The sequence below is a fragment of the Marinobacter gelidimuriae genome (assembly GCF_000372805.1).
In the GTDB taxonomy this organism is placed as follows: domain Bacteria; phylum Pseudomonadota; class Gammaproteobacteria; order Pseudomonadales; family Oleiphilaceae; genus Marinobacter; species Marinobacter gelidimuriae.
On the sequence record NZ_KB889890.1, the window covers coordinates 13,845 to 28,077 of the forward strand.

The 14,233-nt window shown below is 55.2% G+C and carries 16 protein-coding genes and 2 pseudogenes; 6 read left to right on the forward strand and 12 right to left on the reverse strand.

What is annotated here, in order from left to right; genetic code table 11:
- Positions 1-72 precede the first annotated feature (72 nt).
- A complete protein-coding gene (locus tag A3OI_RS21150; RefSeq protein ID WP_407635523.1) occupies positions 73-465 on the reverse strand; it encodes an anti-sigma factor in 393 nt (130 codons plus the stop codon).
- Positions 450-731 (reverse strand): sigma factor, encoded by a 282-nt coding sequence (locus A3OI_RS21935; RefSeq protein ID WP_018404283.1) that lies wholly within the window; start codon positions 729-731, stop codon positions 450-452. Before A3OI_RS21935 ends, A3OI_RS21150 begins: the two co-directional genes overlap by 16 nt.
- Before the next feature lie 37 nt (positions 732-768).
- On the opposite strand from A3OI_RS21935, the gene A3OI_RS23885 reads away from it, so the two are divergent.
- The gene (locus A3OI_RS23885; protein ID WP_018404284.1) at positions 769-1,887 is read left to right on the forward strand and encodes a DUF4331 family protein; all 1,119 of its coding nucleotides are present in this window, start codon (positions 769-771) and stop codon (positions 1,885-1,887) included.
- 74 nt (positions 1,888-1,961) lie between these two features.
- Here A3OI_RS23885 and A3OI_RS0110765 read toward each other — a convergent pair whose 3' ends face one another.
- On the reverse strand, positions 1,962-2,594 hold the full coding sequence (locus tag A3OI_RS0110765; RefSeq protein ID WP_018404285.1) for a hypothetical protein: 633 nt from the start codon (positions 2,592-2,594) through the stop codon (positions 1,962-1,964).
- A 231-nt stretch (positions 2,595-2,825) separates the two neighbouring features.
- On the opposite strand from A3OI_RS0110765, the gene A3OI_RS0110770 reads away from it, so the two are divergent.
- On the forward strand, positions 2,826-3,971 hold the full coding sequence (locus tag A3OI_RS0110770; RefSeq protein WP_018404286.1) for a hypothetical protein: 1,146 nt from the start codon (positions 2,826-2,828) through the stop codon (positions 3,969-3,971).
- Positions 3,962-4,726, forward strand: coding sequence for a sulfite exporter TauE/SafE family protein (locus A3OI_RS0110775; protein ID WP_018404287.1), 765 nt, complete (start codon positions 3,962-3,964; stop codon positions 4,724-4,726). The genes A3OI_RS0110770 and A3OI_RS0110775 overlap by 10 nt, the downstream gene beginning before the upstream one ends.
- Positions 4,727-4,742: 16 nt before the next feature.
- Here A3OI_RS0110775 and A3OI_RS22765 read toward each other — a convergent pair whose 3' ends face one another.
- From A3OI_RS22765 to A3OI_RS19925, 7 genes and pseudogenes are all read right to left on the reverse strand, one after another.
- Entirely contained in the window at positions 4,743-4,970 is a 228-nt protein-coding gene (locus A3OI_RS22765) for a GGDEF domain-containing protein (protein WP_155903102.1), read from the reverse strand.
- Positions 4,883-5,386, reverse strand: a complete 504-nt coding sequence (locus tag A3OI_RS0110785; RefSeq protein ID WP_177313705.1) for a PAS domain-containing protein — start codon at positions 5,384-5,386, stop codon at positions 4,883-4,885. Before A3OI_RS0110785 ends, A3OI_RS22765 begins: the two co-directional genes overlap by 88 nt.
- Complete coding sequence (locus A3OI_RS21945) at positions 5,362-5,820, reverse strand: DUF4411 family protein (protein WP_018404289.1); 459 nt, start codon at positions 5,818-5,820, stop codon at positions 5,362-5,364. The genes A3OI_RS0110785 and A3OI_RS21945 overlap by 25 nt, the downstream gene beginning before the upstream one ends.
- A gap of 235 nt (positions 5,821-6,055) precedes the next feature.
- The gene (locus A3OI_RS0110800; protein ID WP_018404291.1) at positions 6,056-7,066 is read right to left on the reverse strand and encodes a L,D-transpeptidase family protein; all 1,011 of its coding nucleotides are present in this window, start codon (positions 7,064-7,066) and stop codon (positions 6,056-6,058) included.
- 259 nt (positions 7,067-7,325) lie between these two features.
- Positions 7,326-7,864, reverse strand: a pseudogene (locus A3OI_RS24680) (MFS transporter); the annotation flags it as partial.
- A gap of 3 nt (positions 7,865-7,867) precedes the next feature.
- Positions 7,868-8,293 (reverse strand): MarR family transcriptional regulator, encoded by a 426-nt coding sequence (locus tag A3OI_RS0110815; RefSeq protein WP_018404292.1) that lies wholly within the window; start codon positions 8,291-8,293, stop codon positions 7,868-7,870.
- A gap of 181 nt (positions 8,294-8,474) precedes the next feature.
- Positions 8,475-9,485, reverse strand: a pseudogene (locus A3OI_RS19925) (MFS transporter).
- A gap of 279 nt (positions 9,486-9,764) precedes the next feature.
- Between A3OI_RS19925 and A3OI_RS0110835 the strand changes: the two are divergent.
- Positions 9,765-10,667 (forward strand): helix-turn-helix transcriptional regulator, encoded by a 903-nt coding sequence (locus A3OI_RS0110835; RefSeq protein WP_018404293.1) that lies wholly within the window; start codon positions 9,765-9,767, stop codon positions 10,665-10,667.
- A 39-nt stretch (positions 10,668-10,706) separates the two neighbouring features.
- A complete protein-coding gene (locus A3OI_RS0110840) occupies positions 10,707-12,470 on the forward strand; it encodes an ExeM/NucH family extracellular endonuclease (RefSeq protein WP_228702950.1) in 1,764 nt (587 codons plus the stop codon).
- A gap of 9 nt (positions 12,471-12,479) precedes the next feature.
- Here the strand turns inward: A3OI_RS0110840 and queE are convergent, their stop codons facing one another.
- Both queE and queC read right to left on the reverse strand, forming a co-directional pair.
- Positions 12,480-13,136: a 7-carboxy-7-deazaguanine synthase gene (queE, locus tag A3OI_RS0110845; protein ID WP_018404295.1), complete on the reverse strand. Its 657-nt coding sequence runs from the start codon at positions 13,134-13,136 to the stop codon at positions 12,480-12,482.
- Positions 13,136-13,804 (reverse strand): 7-cyano-7-deazaguanine synthase QueC, encoded by a 669-nt coding sequence (gene queC / locus A3OI_RS0110850; protein ID WP_018404296.1) that lies wholly within the window; start codon positions 13,802-13,804, stop codon positions 13,136-13,138. The genes queE and queC overlap by 1 nt, the downstream gene beginning before the upstream one ends.
- Positions 13,805-13,935: 131 nt before the next feature.
- Between queC and A3OI_RS21955 the strand changes: the two genes are divergently transcribed.
- Positions 13,936-14,233 (forward strand): transposase (locus tag A3OI_RS21955; RefSeq protein ID WP_018404297.1); only part of this gene is annotated, 298 nt, incomplete at its 3' end.

Genomic DNA, 14,233 nt, shown 5'->3' on the forward strand with positions numbered 1-14,233 from the left:
GCACCCCCTGCGCAGCAAGCAAAGTACGCAAGATAGGGGACAGATTTAAAATCTGTCCCCGCTTTGGGTTCACTAAATCTCGTACAACTGAGCCACGTGCAGAATCGGACCTGTTGGCGCCCCGGTCGGCGAGCCTCCGAGGGGCTCCAGACTGATGGCGAGGGTGCGACTTTGCGACAGCGCTTGCCTGTGCGCATCCGTCAGTGTGACTTGATGCACTCCACCCACAGGAATAACGCCAAGTGATAAGGGCTGGCCATCCTCCGGCACGATCCAGAGTTCGTAATCTTTGTCGGCTTCGGCGGCATTGGCGGCATTGGCGGCGACCGAACGCAACTTCAGCAGGTTGTTATGGCCAGTCTCGCTCACCAGCCAGAGCGGATCACTGATACCAGCCTGAACGATGGCGCCTGAAAGCTGCATTTGGGGAGTCTCAGGCGACGGCTGGATCAATAAAACTGCCATAACGAGAGCGGCAGCGGTCGCGATAATACTCCAGCCGGGCCAGAACCAGCGCTGATTGGCGCGGGATTGGGCTTTGCCGGCATGCCGCGATCAGTGTGGTATTCACGAGCACGGTGCCATATCTGGATGAATGCCTCCTGTAGGGCATCTTCAGCCAGGTCGCGCTGCCCTGCCAGCTTCAGACACAGCCCAAACATACTTGCAGACACCATTTGATAGAGCTGTTGAAACGCGTCACGGTCTTCACGGGATACGGCTACCAGCAAGCGCTCTACTCTGGCTATCGCTGTTGCCAGCGTCTGTTTGAGCGCCGGCCTGAGCCACGCCTCCAGTCACCGCGAAGCGCCTTTCATAACCGAAGTGCCAAAAGTGGACGGCACCGATTTTTACATGTTCCGAAGCTACGAACCTAATCGAGAAGATTTCGTTACCTTGATTGCTAACTACCTGCCGCTCCAGGACGCTTACGACGGTCCCAACTATTTCGACATGGATGAAGACGCCGTTTACGAAATTCACATCGATAACAGCGGCAATGCGCAAGAAAACCTCACATTCCGCTTCCAGTTCTCAAACACTTTGAATGACATCCAGTTACCGGTCGGCCCGGACGGCGACAAGAAAATGGTCTCTGTTCCGCTGAAAAACATTGGTAACGCCACCAACAGCGCCAACGTTCAACTCAGCCAGGAGTACACGGTTTCCGTGATTCGTGGTGACCGCCGCACCGGCACTGTCGAGACCGCAACCTCGTTTGCCTTGGAAGTGCCAACCCAGTGCTTGATCGGTAGCGCCGTAACAACCTCTGACCAACCGGTCATCGGTGCATGGACCACCGCCAGCGTGCGCCAGGCGAGAATCATTAATCCAGCACCAAGCGCGGATGGCAAAGGTGCCACCGTGGAAGGTGGCGCCTGGACTCAGGTTTCGCGCTTGGGCATGCCGCTGGTGAACGCTATCCGGAGGACTCGTGATGTGTGCCATACAACTTTTACACTGTTGTCGATGGTCGCCTTCGCAAGCACAGCGGTTGCTCATAAAGCCAGCGACAGCTTTACCTTGGCCCTGGCAGCGCTGGATATCGTTCGGCTTCCCATTGCTCTCGCCGCACTTAATGTAATTTGGCTTTTTCTGGGCCGGAAAACCTGGAAGCTGGCGTTCGCCTTCGGCCTGGTGCACGGCTTTGGTTTCGCCAGCGTGCTGGGCGACCTGACCGGCGGAACTTCCAGCTTGGCCATTGCGCTGGTGGGCTTCAATCTGGGCGTGGAATTAGGGCAATTAGGGCTGCTAATCGTCGGTTTTCCGTTATTGTATGCCTTGGCACACGTTAACGCTTACCAACGGGTTGTGGTGCCGTTGCTTCTTGTGGGCGTGGGCGCCATCAGTCTGATGTGGGTGGTGGAAAGGGCAGGTACTATTTAAAAAGCCAAATCGGGGACAGATTTCAAATCTGTCCCCTATCTGTGTCTCCTATCTTGCTGATTCAGTCATTGAGATCAGTGCAATGCCCGCAACTCCCTTGGGTATAGAGCTGCGCTCACTTCTGGTTCGTCCAGTAAATCGGACAACTGAAGATCAATCGCGGTTTCCTCGCCTTCGTTGGGCAGTGGGTCAAACAGTGTACTGAGCCACGCTGCAACCGAAGGCGCTTGATCTCGCTGGTAATCGGTGGACAAGGCTTTGATTTTACGGAAACCAATAATGCGCTGGTGACGTGGGTCACGGATTTGCTCGAAACCACGCCAGTAGATGTGGTCACGGGTGTGTAGTTGCACAAACAGGGTGTCGATGGGGCCATCCACCTCGTCTTCCGCACCCGCCTCGATGTCGTTCTCGCCATTAGGCTCTGTGCCCGCAGCAGAATCGGTCTCCGGCCCTGACTTTTTGTTGCGGATGGTGGTCCAGGCCGGGTACAGCACCGCTACCGCGTCAGCTTCTACGTGTTCCCTGGCAGCGCGAAGAATCAGCCCCCAACGGGCTTTGTCGACGTCGGTTTCCAGAGATTGAATGGGTAAATCGTAGCTGTGTTCGCTGGCCAGCACTATGGCCATCATCGGGGCATCTAACTCTCCCATGGCTTCCGCCTGGGCGACCGATACCAGTTCTTCGATTGCCATCGGTTGGTTCATAATGCACTAGCCTCCTCGATGCCATCAGAATAAAACAGGGAAAACCGCGCTCCCTGTATATCAGCATAGCCTGTTACAACATGGAAAGATAAACGTGAGGGCGATAACAGCAGATCACAAGCCCCGGCAAATAATGAATATGCTTTCAACCGTCATCACTTTTGCTATTGTGAGACCACATTCAACCTGTAACAACGTTGGCCGGCCCATGGGCCAATATTCAAACACTCAATGTTCGAAACCGCCTTTATGACACCTATCTTTTTCCCCATAACCCGGCTGTTACAGGCTGCCCTGCTGGCAACGTTGCCGTGGTTTGCCAGCGGCGCCGCTGCCAGCCCTGGCAAGGCCGACGCCTGGACCGATGTGGTGCGGGCCGCCCCGTATTGGTCCAGCCAGGGAGTGTATCGCAACGTGCTCACCATTCGCAGCTGGGTGTTGAACGAGTCCAGCTACTGCACCAACCAGAACCGCCACATTTTTTACGATATGCGCGGCCAGTTTTTAGGCTGGAGTGAAGACGCTGACACCGTCGAAGCCAACCAACAGCAGCTCAACAACACCCGCCAGGACATGTTCAAGGATGGCCGCAGCAGCGCCTGGGCCGCCGGCGCGGCGGATGTGACCGGGTATCCATTTGCACTGGCCTGCGACCAACCCCACGTTGATCTTCCCGGCTCTATTGCCCGCTACCTTGGCCAAAAAGAGGAAGACCGCCTGTGGGGCGCGTGGGATGACATCAAGGTAGGCGGCCAGGGCGATTCAGTGTCGTTGCACCAAACGCTGATGGCCGTGTACAAAAAGCGCAATGAACAGCAACGCTTAAGTGAACTCCCGCCGGCGTTACCGCGCTATTTAGCCGGGCAATTACTGATCGAAAGCGGCGCCCAAACCCGAGCTCATTCAACGGCCAACGCCCGCGGCATTATGCAATTGTCGCCTGCAGCGCTGTCGGACTGCCGTATTCCACCAGAGAATTACTGGCACAGGCTGGCACAGATGGACTGCGCTCTGCAGTTGAGCAATCAGAATGCGCGTAATTTGCGCCCGGCATTTACCGATCGCTTCGGTGAGTTGCCCGCGCAAAAACGCGATGAACTGTTCAGTTTATTGCTGGTTCAGGCCTACCACGGCGGTGCGGGGCGAGTGAAAAGCCTACTGCAAGATGAACTGCTAAGCCGGCCTGCAGAGTACTTTGCCCGCCACCAGGCCCGCTATTCAGCGGGGGATATCGCGTTCGGAATGATTTTCCACAACTTGGGGCGGGATCGTTTTGGCCTGTCGTCACTGTATTACGTGGCTGACGTGCAGCTGGCCACCGAGGCCCTGTGTGAAAGCCGCGAGCTGAAAAACTCCGAGTTCTGTCAATGGAAATAGCGCTGTTGCCAGATGGCTTGGCCGCAGGTGTTGCTCTGCTGCTGTTACTGGCCTCGGTGCTCGGCTCGATGATCAGCGCCAGCCTGGGTGCTGGTGGCGGCCTGTTACTGATCGTTATTATGGCCAGCTGGATGCCCCCAGCCGCCATTATCCCGGTGCACGGGCTGGTGCAGTTGGGTTCAAACTGTGGCCGAGCCGCACTGACCTGGCGCCATGTTGACTGGAAAGTGATTGCCGCTTTTGCTCCCGGCGTCGTGCTTGGAGCCAGTCTGGGTGCGTGGTTACTGGTGGATCTACCCGCTCAAATCTGGCAGCTGACCATTGCACTGTTTGTGCTGTTTCTGTGTTGGGGACCCAAGCTGCCAAAAGCCGCCATCGGCGCTCCAGGAATTGTTATAGCCTCAGCGTTTACCAGTTTTATCAGCCTGTTTGTCGGGGCCAGCGGGCCACTGGTCGCAGCGTTTATCAAACAGATTCACCGCGACCGCTTTAGCACCATCGCCACGTTTTCAACCGCCATGGCTCTGCAACACGCGCCGAAAGCCCTTGTTTTCGGACTGACCGGTTTTATGTTGAGCGACTGGCTGGTGTTGATCGTGGCGATGATTGGCTGCGGCTTTATCGGCACCTGGCTTGGCCTGCGCCTGTTGAAAGCGTTCAGCGATCAGCGCTTTGGCATGGTGCTGAATCTGCTACTGACAGCCTTGGCTCTGCGTCTGCTTTGGCAGGCCGCTGCCGCAGGCGTTTGGTGGTAAATGATATCCGCAGGTTTTAGGCGCCTGACACCAAAACCACAACCACCTGATGACGGCCGCGGCCTTTGGCCAGGTATGAGCCCTCGTCAGCACGGGCCATAATGGCTTTTGTGCTGGTGTCAGTGGGGTTGATCTGGGCAAGGCCAATACTGGCGGTTACGCTGTAGTGTTCGCCTTCGTGTTCAACAACCAGGGCTTCGATCCCTGCGCGAATCTGCTCCGCCAGAGCCTCGGCGCGTTCCATACCGATAGGCGCTCGTTTTCCCGGCGGCGCGCGCTATCGTCGCGCAATACAAATACCAGGCGCTCCTGGGACTTACCATTGCGAACCTTTAGCATGGTTAGGTCGATATCAAACTCGCCGCCGGTGTGATTGCGCAAAATCGCGTAAAGATTATCGATTTTCTGGCTGGCCCGGAATTTCTCTAAGGTATAGTTGCAATCCTCATCATTGATCGACACAAGATCAAAGAAATTAGCCGGCTCAATGATTTCACGTATTCCCAGAAGTTGCAGCGCGGCGTTATTGGCGTAACGGACAGCGCCGGCGTTATCAACCATCAGCACGCCCTCTTGCAGCACGCCGATAATGCTTTGTACCCGGCGCTGCTCTTCTTCCAGGGCGCTGACCACAGCTAGTTCCCGGGTGATATTTTGCACATTTTTGAATGACCGGCACGCATGGCCCCCTGATCACAGCGTGTTTGTACATAGCTGCCCAGTTTAGCAGACCCGTACACCCACAAAATACATGGAATAGGCTTATAACCGCACGGCAGCCAACGCTTGGCGGCATCGGCGACAGTCTGTTCAAGTGGCACGAAGGTTGGCGCTGCGGCGCCAGCGGGAGTCGATGGGTGTACAGCCTGGGTTTCCTCGTCGTCGTTGGTGATAAGATGTTCAGGGCGCTCACGAGCCCACTCCGCCAGCTCACCCTTTCCATCGCGCAGTTCCCTGCCAATCATATTCACACTAGCAACCACGCCTTGCTGAAACTGTTGATCTAGCCAGTCCCAGTATGCCGGGCAAATATCCATGCCGTAGTACTGATTTTTTGCCTGTATGTAGGTATTCGCATCCAGCAAATATCTCAAAGACCCAGCTCCTCAGCAAAGTGTTTGATCTTCGCCGGTTTCATGCCGCCCAAAAGCTCACCTGCGTCGCGGAGCAACATCTGACCGCTCAGAGCTTCACTGACCACTGCGTGAGAAAACCGACGGCTGATTTCAAGCCACTCGCCTTATGTGTGGCTTGGGTAACTCCGGCTTTTTTTGTGTCCTGATTTTGTATCTGAAACAACCACGCTTGGGCGCTCTCTGGCACCTGCGCTTAAAAATACAGCTGTTGCCCAGCATTTTCTAGGGCCTTTACAGGCTCACCTTTCGCCACCGATGTGATTTTCTCACCAATCACCGTAGGCAAGCCGCTTGCTTGATCAACTGCAATTTCAATCGCCCTGCGCCGTACTTCCACTTCCGGGTGAGCAATAGCCAGACGTTCCAACTGTTCCACGGTAGCCAGCCAAAGCTTGTTGCGATCCGCTGCCGAATAATCTTCCTGGGGCCGATGCACTTCCAGCCATACCTGACCGTTGGCAACACCTACTTTCACCGGCTGGCGTACTATTTGCACCGGTGTGCCCTTTGCAATCTGATAAGCAAAACGCGAAATGTCTTCGTTATACATGCGGAAACACCCGTGGCTGACCGCCATGCCGACACCGAATTTTTTATTGGTGCCGTGAATTAAATAGCCTTTTTCACTCAGAATAAGCGCATGGCTACCCAACGGGTTATCTGGCCCTGGCGGAATCATGCGCGGTAGGAAATCGCCAACAGCGGCGTGCTCGGCGCGAATACTCTCCGGCGGATACCAGGCTGGCGAAGTCAGCGCCATGGTCACTTGCGCATTGGTTAACGGTGATGGGTTTTCTTCGGTACCAACGCCCACCGGGTAAACCTGAACGCCGCTGCCACTAAAGTAATAAAGGCGATATTCCGCCAGGTTGATCACAATACCTTCGCGCTTCGCATCCGGCATAACATAGTGTCGGGGCAAAGTAATACTGGTGCCTTCGCCGGGCAGCCAGGGGTCTACCCCGGGGTTGGCTTTCACCAGCTCCAGATAACCCAGAGCCTCGGCGCTACCTATACCTGCAAACGTGTCTTCATAGCGGGTTTTAAACACACTCAACTGCCCGGCCACATCGCCCTGAATACTGTAGGTAGCCACTCTTGCTGCCTTATCAGCCGGAAGAGGTTTAGCTGCGCCCTGAGCCAGCAGCAAAGGCGCAAAAGCTGCACTCAGCAACAGTATCAATAAACGCATTTTCACACCCATAACATTCTACTCGAAGACAAAAGTACACAAAGTTCAGACCCTGGACCGAGCCAGGAGTTCCATTATACGCAGGCCACAAAAGGAGCCCGGCGGCAGAGCAAGTAGATTACTGGCGCTTGGCTGCAAAAGGCAATCAATACCGGCGCTTTCAGGTGCGCATTTTCCACACTGGAATAATCGCCAACGCCAAAAATACCGCCACCATCCACCAGGCAAACTGAAACGCCTCTACGGTGGGCATGCCGTTTTGATGATCACCCTGGCCGACCACATTTTGCAGCCTGTTCAAACTGTCGAGAGATAAACCAATGGTGGCGCCCAGCAGCACCAACCCCAGCACATCCAGTGGATAGGGTTTGGGCCTGCTCTCGGGACTCGGCAAAAAGCGCCAGACCATAAACACGCCAGCAGCCGTAACCGGCACCGGCGCGAACATCACGTAACGCCAGGTCAGTTCGTCAACCAGAAAGCCCCCAGGGCCGGGGCCAATACCACGCCCATGCCGTAAATGCCCATGGCTCGGCCGCGTTGATTACGAGGGAAAATTCGAAATACCAGAAACATGGCCATGGGCTGCATCAATCCAGCCATGGCGCCCTGACCGATGCGCGCCGCAATAAGCTGCTCTGGGCTTGCGGCAAAGCCTCCCAGCACGGATATTACGGTGAACAGCGCCACGTTCACCACGGTAGCACTCAGCACCGTTGACATGGTGCCGGCCATAACCGTGGCGACGGCAAGCCAACGCCAGCGATCGCCGTAGCGCTGTTGCAGCCCCGCTACCGAATTGTCTGCCACCGTTTACCTTTGCTTGTGCGCGTTTTCCAGAACGGTTCCAAAAACCCGCAGCGTAACTTCGATATCTTTTTCGCTAACGCCTTCCAGCATTTCGTCACGCAGGCGATCTGCGCGAGTCGTCATCTCGTCCATAAACGCACGGCCACCGTCGGTCAAATGCAGGCGGCGGGCGCGGCGGTCATTCGGGCAAGGGCGGCGCTCAATCAACTCCTGGCCTTCCAGGCTGTCTAACAAACGCACCAGTGTCGGATTTTCAATGGCCATTAAACTGGCCAGTTCGCGCTGGGTTAAACCTTCACCACCCGCTTTTAAATAGAACATGGCGCTCCACCGCGCCTGGGTAACGCCCAGATCTTTCAACCGTTCGTCTAGCATTTTGCGCCAGCGACGGGTAACACGTGCAATGGTAAACGGAAACTGCTCTCTCATCGGTGATTGCTCCTGAGTTTTTGGCAAGCCGCCGGAGCCATGAAAGCCACAGAACTAACGATGCCAAAAGCTTACTTTATGAAAAATTCGATAATAGCATGCTAACCATGCGCTTAAATACAGGTTTGCAATAGTAAGCAATATTTGAAAGCAGGGAAACCACGACGCCCGCCTTCTACTTCTAGTGGGCCGGCGCATTCTGGAGATCATCTTTGACTATTGAGCTTTCATCCGGCTCGCCGTTTACCGCATCCACTTCAACCTCTGGCGAATCGATAAACTCTGCGTTGCGAGGATCCATTTCGGGCATGGCCGGCACAAAGTGTTCCTGATCCTCCACCGCAATGTCCTCAGTATGGGTATGCGATAGCTGGTCGCCGCCGCCAACACGATCAGCGCAGCGGCATAACCATAAAACAGGCCCTCTGGGCCCAAAAGCTGTATCAGTTTAGACAGCACCACTGGCCCGATCACGCTGCCAATGCCATAACTAAGCAGCAACGTAGCACTGGCTGCAACAATGCGAGAACTTTCCATACGGTCGTTGGTGATCGCCACGGCCACCGGATAAATACTTGCAGACAGGCCTGTAAATACCGCCACGGCCAGCGTTAATGCCAGCAACTGATGGCTACCCAGCATACTGACCACCAAGGCAGAAATGGCCGCCAGCGCCGATATCCAGAACATGATTCGACGGCGGTCAAAGCGATCGCACAAAATCTGCGGGATTGCCCACATTGATCAATAACTGGCCACCTACAGCCGCCAGCAAATACACCACCTGATACACCGCAAACAGGGTACTTCGGTTGGCGTTGGTCCCGCGGCTGGAAAACCAGCTCTCGATGACCACCAGAACGCCAGCCATGCTAAATCCCGAAACCACTCGCAAAATTGCCCAGAAAACCATGCTGATGGCCATGGGATACAGCAACGATGCCACCGCGGCGATGGTCGCGAACACGGCAAAAGCGCGAATATGCCCTACCCGCGATACCACTTTCTGCACAAATAAAGTGCCCAGCACAAAACCAATGGAGTAACACACCAGAACCATACCGATGGTATCCGGCGCAACGCCCTAAATACTCAGGCGAATACCCAGCAACGTCATCAGAAAAGCGTTTCCGCCGTTCAGCAGCACAATGCTGAGAAGCAGCGCAAACAATGAGACGACCATTCGGGTCATGGCGGAACTCCGGAATTACCAGCTGAGGATATGAAGTGGTGTTGGTGATCGCAGGAACAGATGTTTTCCGGTCAAACTGCAGCGCTGTTCAAGCACCACCATTAAACCAGCAAAAACATCACCAATGCACTAGGGGCTAGGCACTTGCCGCTGTTACTCGGTGTTCTAGCCAGAGAGGACTAGAGATTTTACATTTTTTACATTAATGCGTCGTAACAGATCACATGTTTGTGAAAATGTACCATAATAAACTTACGCACAATTGATGAGTTCATCGTTATGAAAAAAACAGAATGGCCCATCCGTTGGGATTTGTTGGTTCGATATCGCCTGATTGAGGCCATTGCATTGTGGGAGGGTCGGCTGACAACCAACCACATTTGTTATAGCTTCGGTATTGGCCGCCAGCAAGCATCCAAAGACATTAACACCTATCTGCGTGAACTGGCGCCTGGCAATTTGGAATATGACCGTCATTTGAAGGGCTACGTGCCAGCCAGCAATTTCAAACCGGTGGTTACTCGCGGCGAAATCAGCGAGTACCAGGATCTGGTGGCCAGCCAGCAACAGCTCAGCAGTGTGTTTGCCTCACTGGAGGTGCGGCTACCCGGCAGCTATTCGGTTTCAAGCCCCGGACGGTTAATTGACCCAGCTACCATGCGCGCCGTGGTCAGCGCTATTCGCGGCAGCCGACAACTCCGAGCCAGCTACGTATCTCTCAGCCGCCCGGAAGCGGTTCACAGCGTGTTGGAACCGCATACAATGGTCTGCGCAGGCAATCAATGGCACGTTCGCGCCTGGTGTGATGCCAATCGCGAATTCCGCGACTTTGCCATCAGCCGTCTACGCAGCGTTCCTGAACTGCTGCGCCAGAAAGTTCGCCACAGTGTTTCCCAAGACGACGACTGGAATCGTCAGGTTACATTGGAAGTGGCGCCAGACCAGCGCCTGTCCCAGCCGCAGCAACTTATTATTGCTAACGATTACGACATGCAACACGGAAAATTAACGGTAACCAGCCGCGCTGCACTGGCGCCCTATGTTCTGGCGCAGCTGGGCATTACCATAAACACCCAGCATCCTGACGCACTGGTGCAGCAGCTGGAACTGATCAACCCGGACAGCCTGGGCTTTGGCAGCAAACGCGAGCAGGCGCTTAAAACCATCGCCGCCTGTGGTTAAGGTTAAGTTAAGCGCTCGACTGTGCCATAAGTTCCGCGTGTGATCACACGCCCCGAGTCGATTTTTATCCGCTTATTCTGCTGTTCAGTGCTGGTATTCCCAGCGTTAGCAGCAGCAAACCCCTGTGGACAATCTACAACAGTCATTACTGAGGTTCAGGGTAATACAGACACCTCGGCACTGGTGGGTCAAACCGTTACCGTTGAAGGCGTATTAACCTTGGACTCACGCCAGGCCGACGGCTTCTCCGGGTTTTACCTGCAGCAGGCTAATACGCCTGCGGACTCTACTCGCTCTTCTGCACTGTTTGTTTATACCCATTATAAAGAAGGCCGCTCGGGCCAACGCCTTCGCGTTACCGGCAAAGTCAAAGAACACTACGGGCTGACAGAGCTGGTTGCGGTGAGTGATTTACAGGTGTGCCGCAACCAGGCACTCCCAGCCCCGGTGGAAATATCTTTGCCTTGGACAAGAACGCCTGAAAGCCTGGAAAACATGCGCGTCCGCATTAACGGGCCACTCAAGATTACCGACAGCTATCAGCTAACGCGCTTTGGTGTCGTATCGTTGGCAGCCAAAGACCCCTTGATATCCACCGAGTTCATGGCTCCCGGAACAGCTGCCCTGCGCCACGCCAACCTGGCTTCTGTGAACACACTGGCTCTCGATGATGGCCACGCCCGCCGCAACCCGCCTTCACTGAACTGGCTGCCAGCCTACAGCGCCGCACAGCCGGGTTCGGCTGTTTCCAGCCTGGTAGCCGGCACCCAGGTTCGCGGCCTGACTGGCGTAATGGATTATCGCTACGGCGCCTGGCGCTTACAGCCTGACCAGATACCCAGCCTGAAACCGCCTCCGCTGCCTGACCCGGCACCGGCAAGGCCAACAAGCGCGAATCTGAGGGTTATGACCCTGAATCTGAACAATCTGTTCAACGGTGATGGCCGCGGCCAGGGTTTTCCAACCAGCCGTGGGGCAAAAACCCAGGCCCAGTACAAGCGCCAGCTGCAACGTTTAAGCGCGGGCCTGAATCAGGCTGGTGCCGATTTGCTGGCGCTGTCTGAACTGGAAAACGATGGCTACGGCAGCAACAGCGCCATCGCCCAGTTAGCCGCCAGTCTTGGGCCACACTGGCGCTTTGTGGTGCCGGTTAACTCGGCCATGCAAAAAGACGCCATCCGCAACGGTTTGCTGTACCGCGAAGATCGGGTAAACGCGCTTGGGCCAGCGCAGTATCTGTCGGGCGACGGCGGACGCCCCTCGCTAACCCAGCGTTTTGCCCTGAAAAGCGGCGGCCCGTCGCTCAGACTGGTGAGCGTGCATCTGAAGTCAAAATCTTGCCGCAACGCCAGGGGTGAGAACGCACAACAGAACGATGGCCAGGGTTGTTACACCGTGGTGAGAGTAAAACAGGCAAAAACACTGCACCAGCAGCTGGATCAACTGGGGCAGCTAGACAAAAGTAACGCCTTGGCGGGCATCCTGATCACCGGCGATTTCAACAGCTACAGCAAAGAGCAACCCATCAGCGAACTGGCCCGCGCCGGCTACACCAGCATGGTCGCGCACTTCCACCCGTGCACGCCGGTGCGCTGTGAACACTACAGCTATCGTTTTAAAGGGGCTCGGGGGTCACTGGATCACGCCTTGGCATCCGCGGCGCTAAAACCGCGGGTGCTGTCGGCAAAGGTATGGAATATCAACGCAGATCAGCCCCGAATGGCGGATTACCGCAGCCATTCAAGCCCGCAGCCTTGGCGTTCTTCCGACCACAACCCGTTGATTACCGATATAAAGCTGTAAAGCTCGCGCTCAATCGATACCGATAATTTTGTGCATCTGCAACGTCAAGCGCCAGCGTGGATTCGCCAAACAGTAATCCGTCGCTTTACGCGTATTACTCTGCTTGATCACATCCATGCTGGTTTCCGGCACCGACGGCGAGGCCATGGGCGACAAAAAGAAATGATCGGCCTGTATGTGCAAAAAACGCTCGGGCGTGGCTTTTGGCTGTGGGTACACCAGCTTAAGTTCGTTGCAGCGTTCAATGACCACTGGCGCATCCGCCTTTGGGCTCACGCAAAGCCAGTCGATGCCAGCAGGCGCCGGCAGGGTACCATTGGTTTCAACGCCAATTTCAAATCCGGCCTGGTGCAGGGCATTAATCAATGGAGGGTCTAGCTGCAGCAGCGGCTCGCCGCCCGTGCACACCACATAGGGCTTGCCCGGTGCCACCGGCCACAACCCCGCGATATGCGCTGCCAAGGCCTCAGGCGTCGCAAAAACGCCGCCATTCTGGCCGTCGGTACCCACAAAGTCAGTGTCGCAAAAATGACACACTGCGGTAGCACGGTCTTTTTCCCGGCCCGTCCACAAATTGCATTTGCTGAAGCGGCAGAAAACCGCTGCGCGACCGGCTTGGGCACCTTCGCCCTGCAGGGTATAAAACGCTTCTTTTACCCGGTACATCAGTAATGCGCCTCGTAGGCAACAGGGTCCTGTTGCTGATGCTCGGCAAACGCCTGCAAGCGTTCGACACAGGAACTGCAACGGCCACAGGCGTTGCTACGGCCGTTGTAACAGGTCCAGGTATGGCTGTAATCCAGTTTCAACTGTAAACCAAGGGCCAGAATGTCGCCTTTGGTGAAGTGCATAAACGGAGCTTCCACCGCGACCGGCTGGTAGTTTGAAACTTTACACACTGCGTTCATTTTTTCCACAAACTCAGGACGGCAATCCGGGTAAATCGCGTGGTCGCCACCGTGGGCGCCGAACCATACGGCGCTGGCCTCTACGGTAACGGCATAGCCGGTGGCCAGTGCCAGCAAGATCATATTGCGATTGGGCACCACGGTAGATTTCATAGAACCTTCCTGGTAATCCCCCTCAGGCACGTCAATGGTTTCAGACGTTAACGCAGAGCCTGCCATTACGTCGCTCATGGCGCGAATATCAATCACTTTGTGTGGTACAGCAAGTCGCTGGCAAACCTCTTGGGCACAGTCCAGTTCGCGCACATGGCGCTGGCCGTAGTTGAAAGATATGGCATGAACGTTCAAGCCGTCAGCACGTGCCTTGTGCAATAACGTGAAGGAATCCATGCCTCCGGAATAAATTACAACTACGGTGTCAGTCATTCAGGCGTCCGTTAGGTGGGCGGTCGATGTGCTTTCATAGGCTTTATTGTAACAGCGTGCCGGCAGGTTGGGTTCGCACATACATTACTACAACACGAAAGCGAATTGACTGGGCCTTTTTTACCAAGGAAATGCTGGAAGAGCGTTACCCAGATGCGGGAAAAGTTATTTTTATTATGGACAATTTGAATACACACAATATGGCTTCGTTATACACGGCCTTCCCACCTGAAAAAGCCAAACGTTTGGCTGACCNGCTTGAGATACATTACACTCCAAAACATGGGAGTTGGCTGAACATTGCAGAGATAGAACTCAGTGTTTTGAAACGACAATGTCTTGCAGGACGAATTGATTGTATTGAAAAGATGCGAACTAAAGTGGCTGCATGGAATACAGACAGGAACAACCGACAAACCAATGTGGACT

Bases quoted from the DNA above. Each gene is read 5' to 3' on its own strand.
- A3OI_RS0110775 (WP_018404287.1), top strand. From the start codon at position 3,962: ATGGAAATAGCGCTGTTGCCAGATGGCTTGGCCGCAGGTGTTGCTCTG.
- A3OI_RS22765 (WP_155903102.1), bottom strand. From the start codon at position 4,970: ATGGAACGCGCCGAGGCTCTGGCGGAGCAGATTCGCGCAGGGATCGAA.
- A3OI_RS21150 (WP_407635523.1), bottom strand. From the start codon at position 465: ATGGCAGTTTTATTGATCCAGCCGTCGCCTGAGACTCCCCAAATGCAG.
- A3OI_RS0110835 (WP_018404293.1), top strand. From the start codon at position 9,765: ATGAAAAAAACAGAATGGCCCATCCGTTGGGATTTGTTGGTTCGATAT.
- A3OI_RS0110815 (WP_018404292.1), bottom strand. From the start codon at position 8,293: ATGAGAGAGCAGTTTCCGTTTACCATTGCACGTGTTACCCGTCGCTGG.
- A3OI_RS0110770 (WP_018404286.1), top strand. From the start codon at position 2,826: ATGTTCGAAACCGCCTTTATGACACCTATCTTTTTCCCCATAACCCGG.
- queE (WP_018404295.1), bottom strand. From the start codon at position 13,136: ATGTACCGGGTAAAAGAAGCGTTTTATACCCTGCAGGGCGAAGGTGCC.
- queC (WP_018404296.1), bottom strand. From the start codon at position 13,804: ATGACTGACACCGTAGTTGTAATTTATTCCGGAGGCATGGATTCCTTC.
- A3OI_RS0110800 (WP_018404291.1), bottom strand. From the start codon at position 7,066: ATGGGTGTGAAAATGCGTTTATTGATACTGTTGCTGAGTGCAGCTTTT.
- A3OI_RS0110765 (WP_018404285.1), bottom strand. From the start codon at position 2,594: ATGAACCAACCGATGGCAATCGAAGAACTGGTATCGGTCGCCCAGGCG.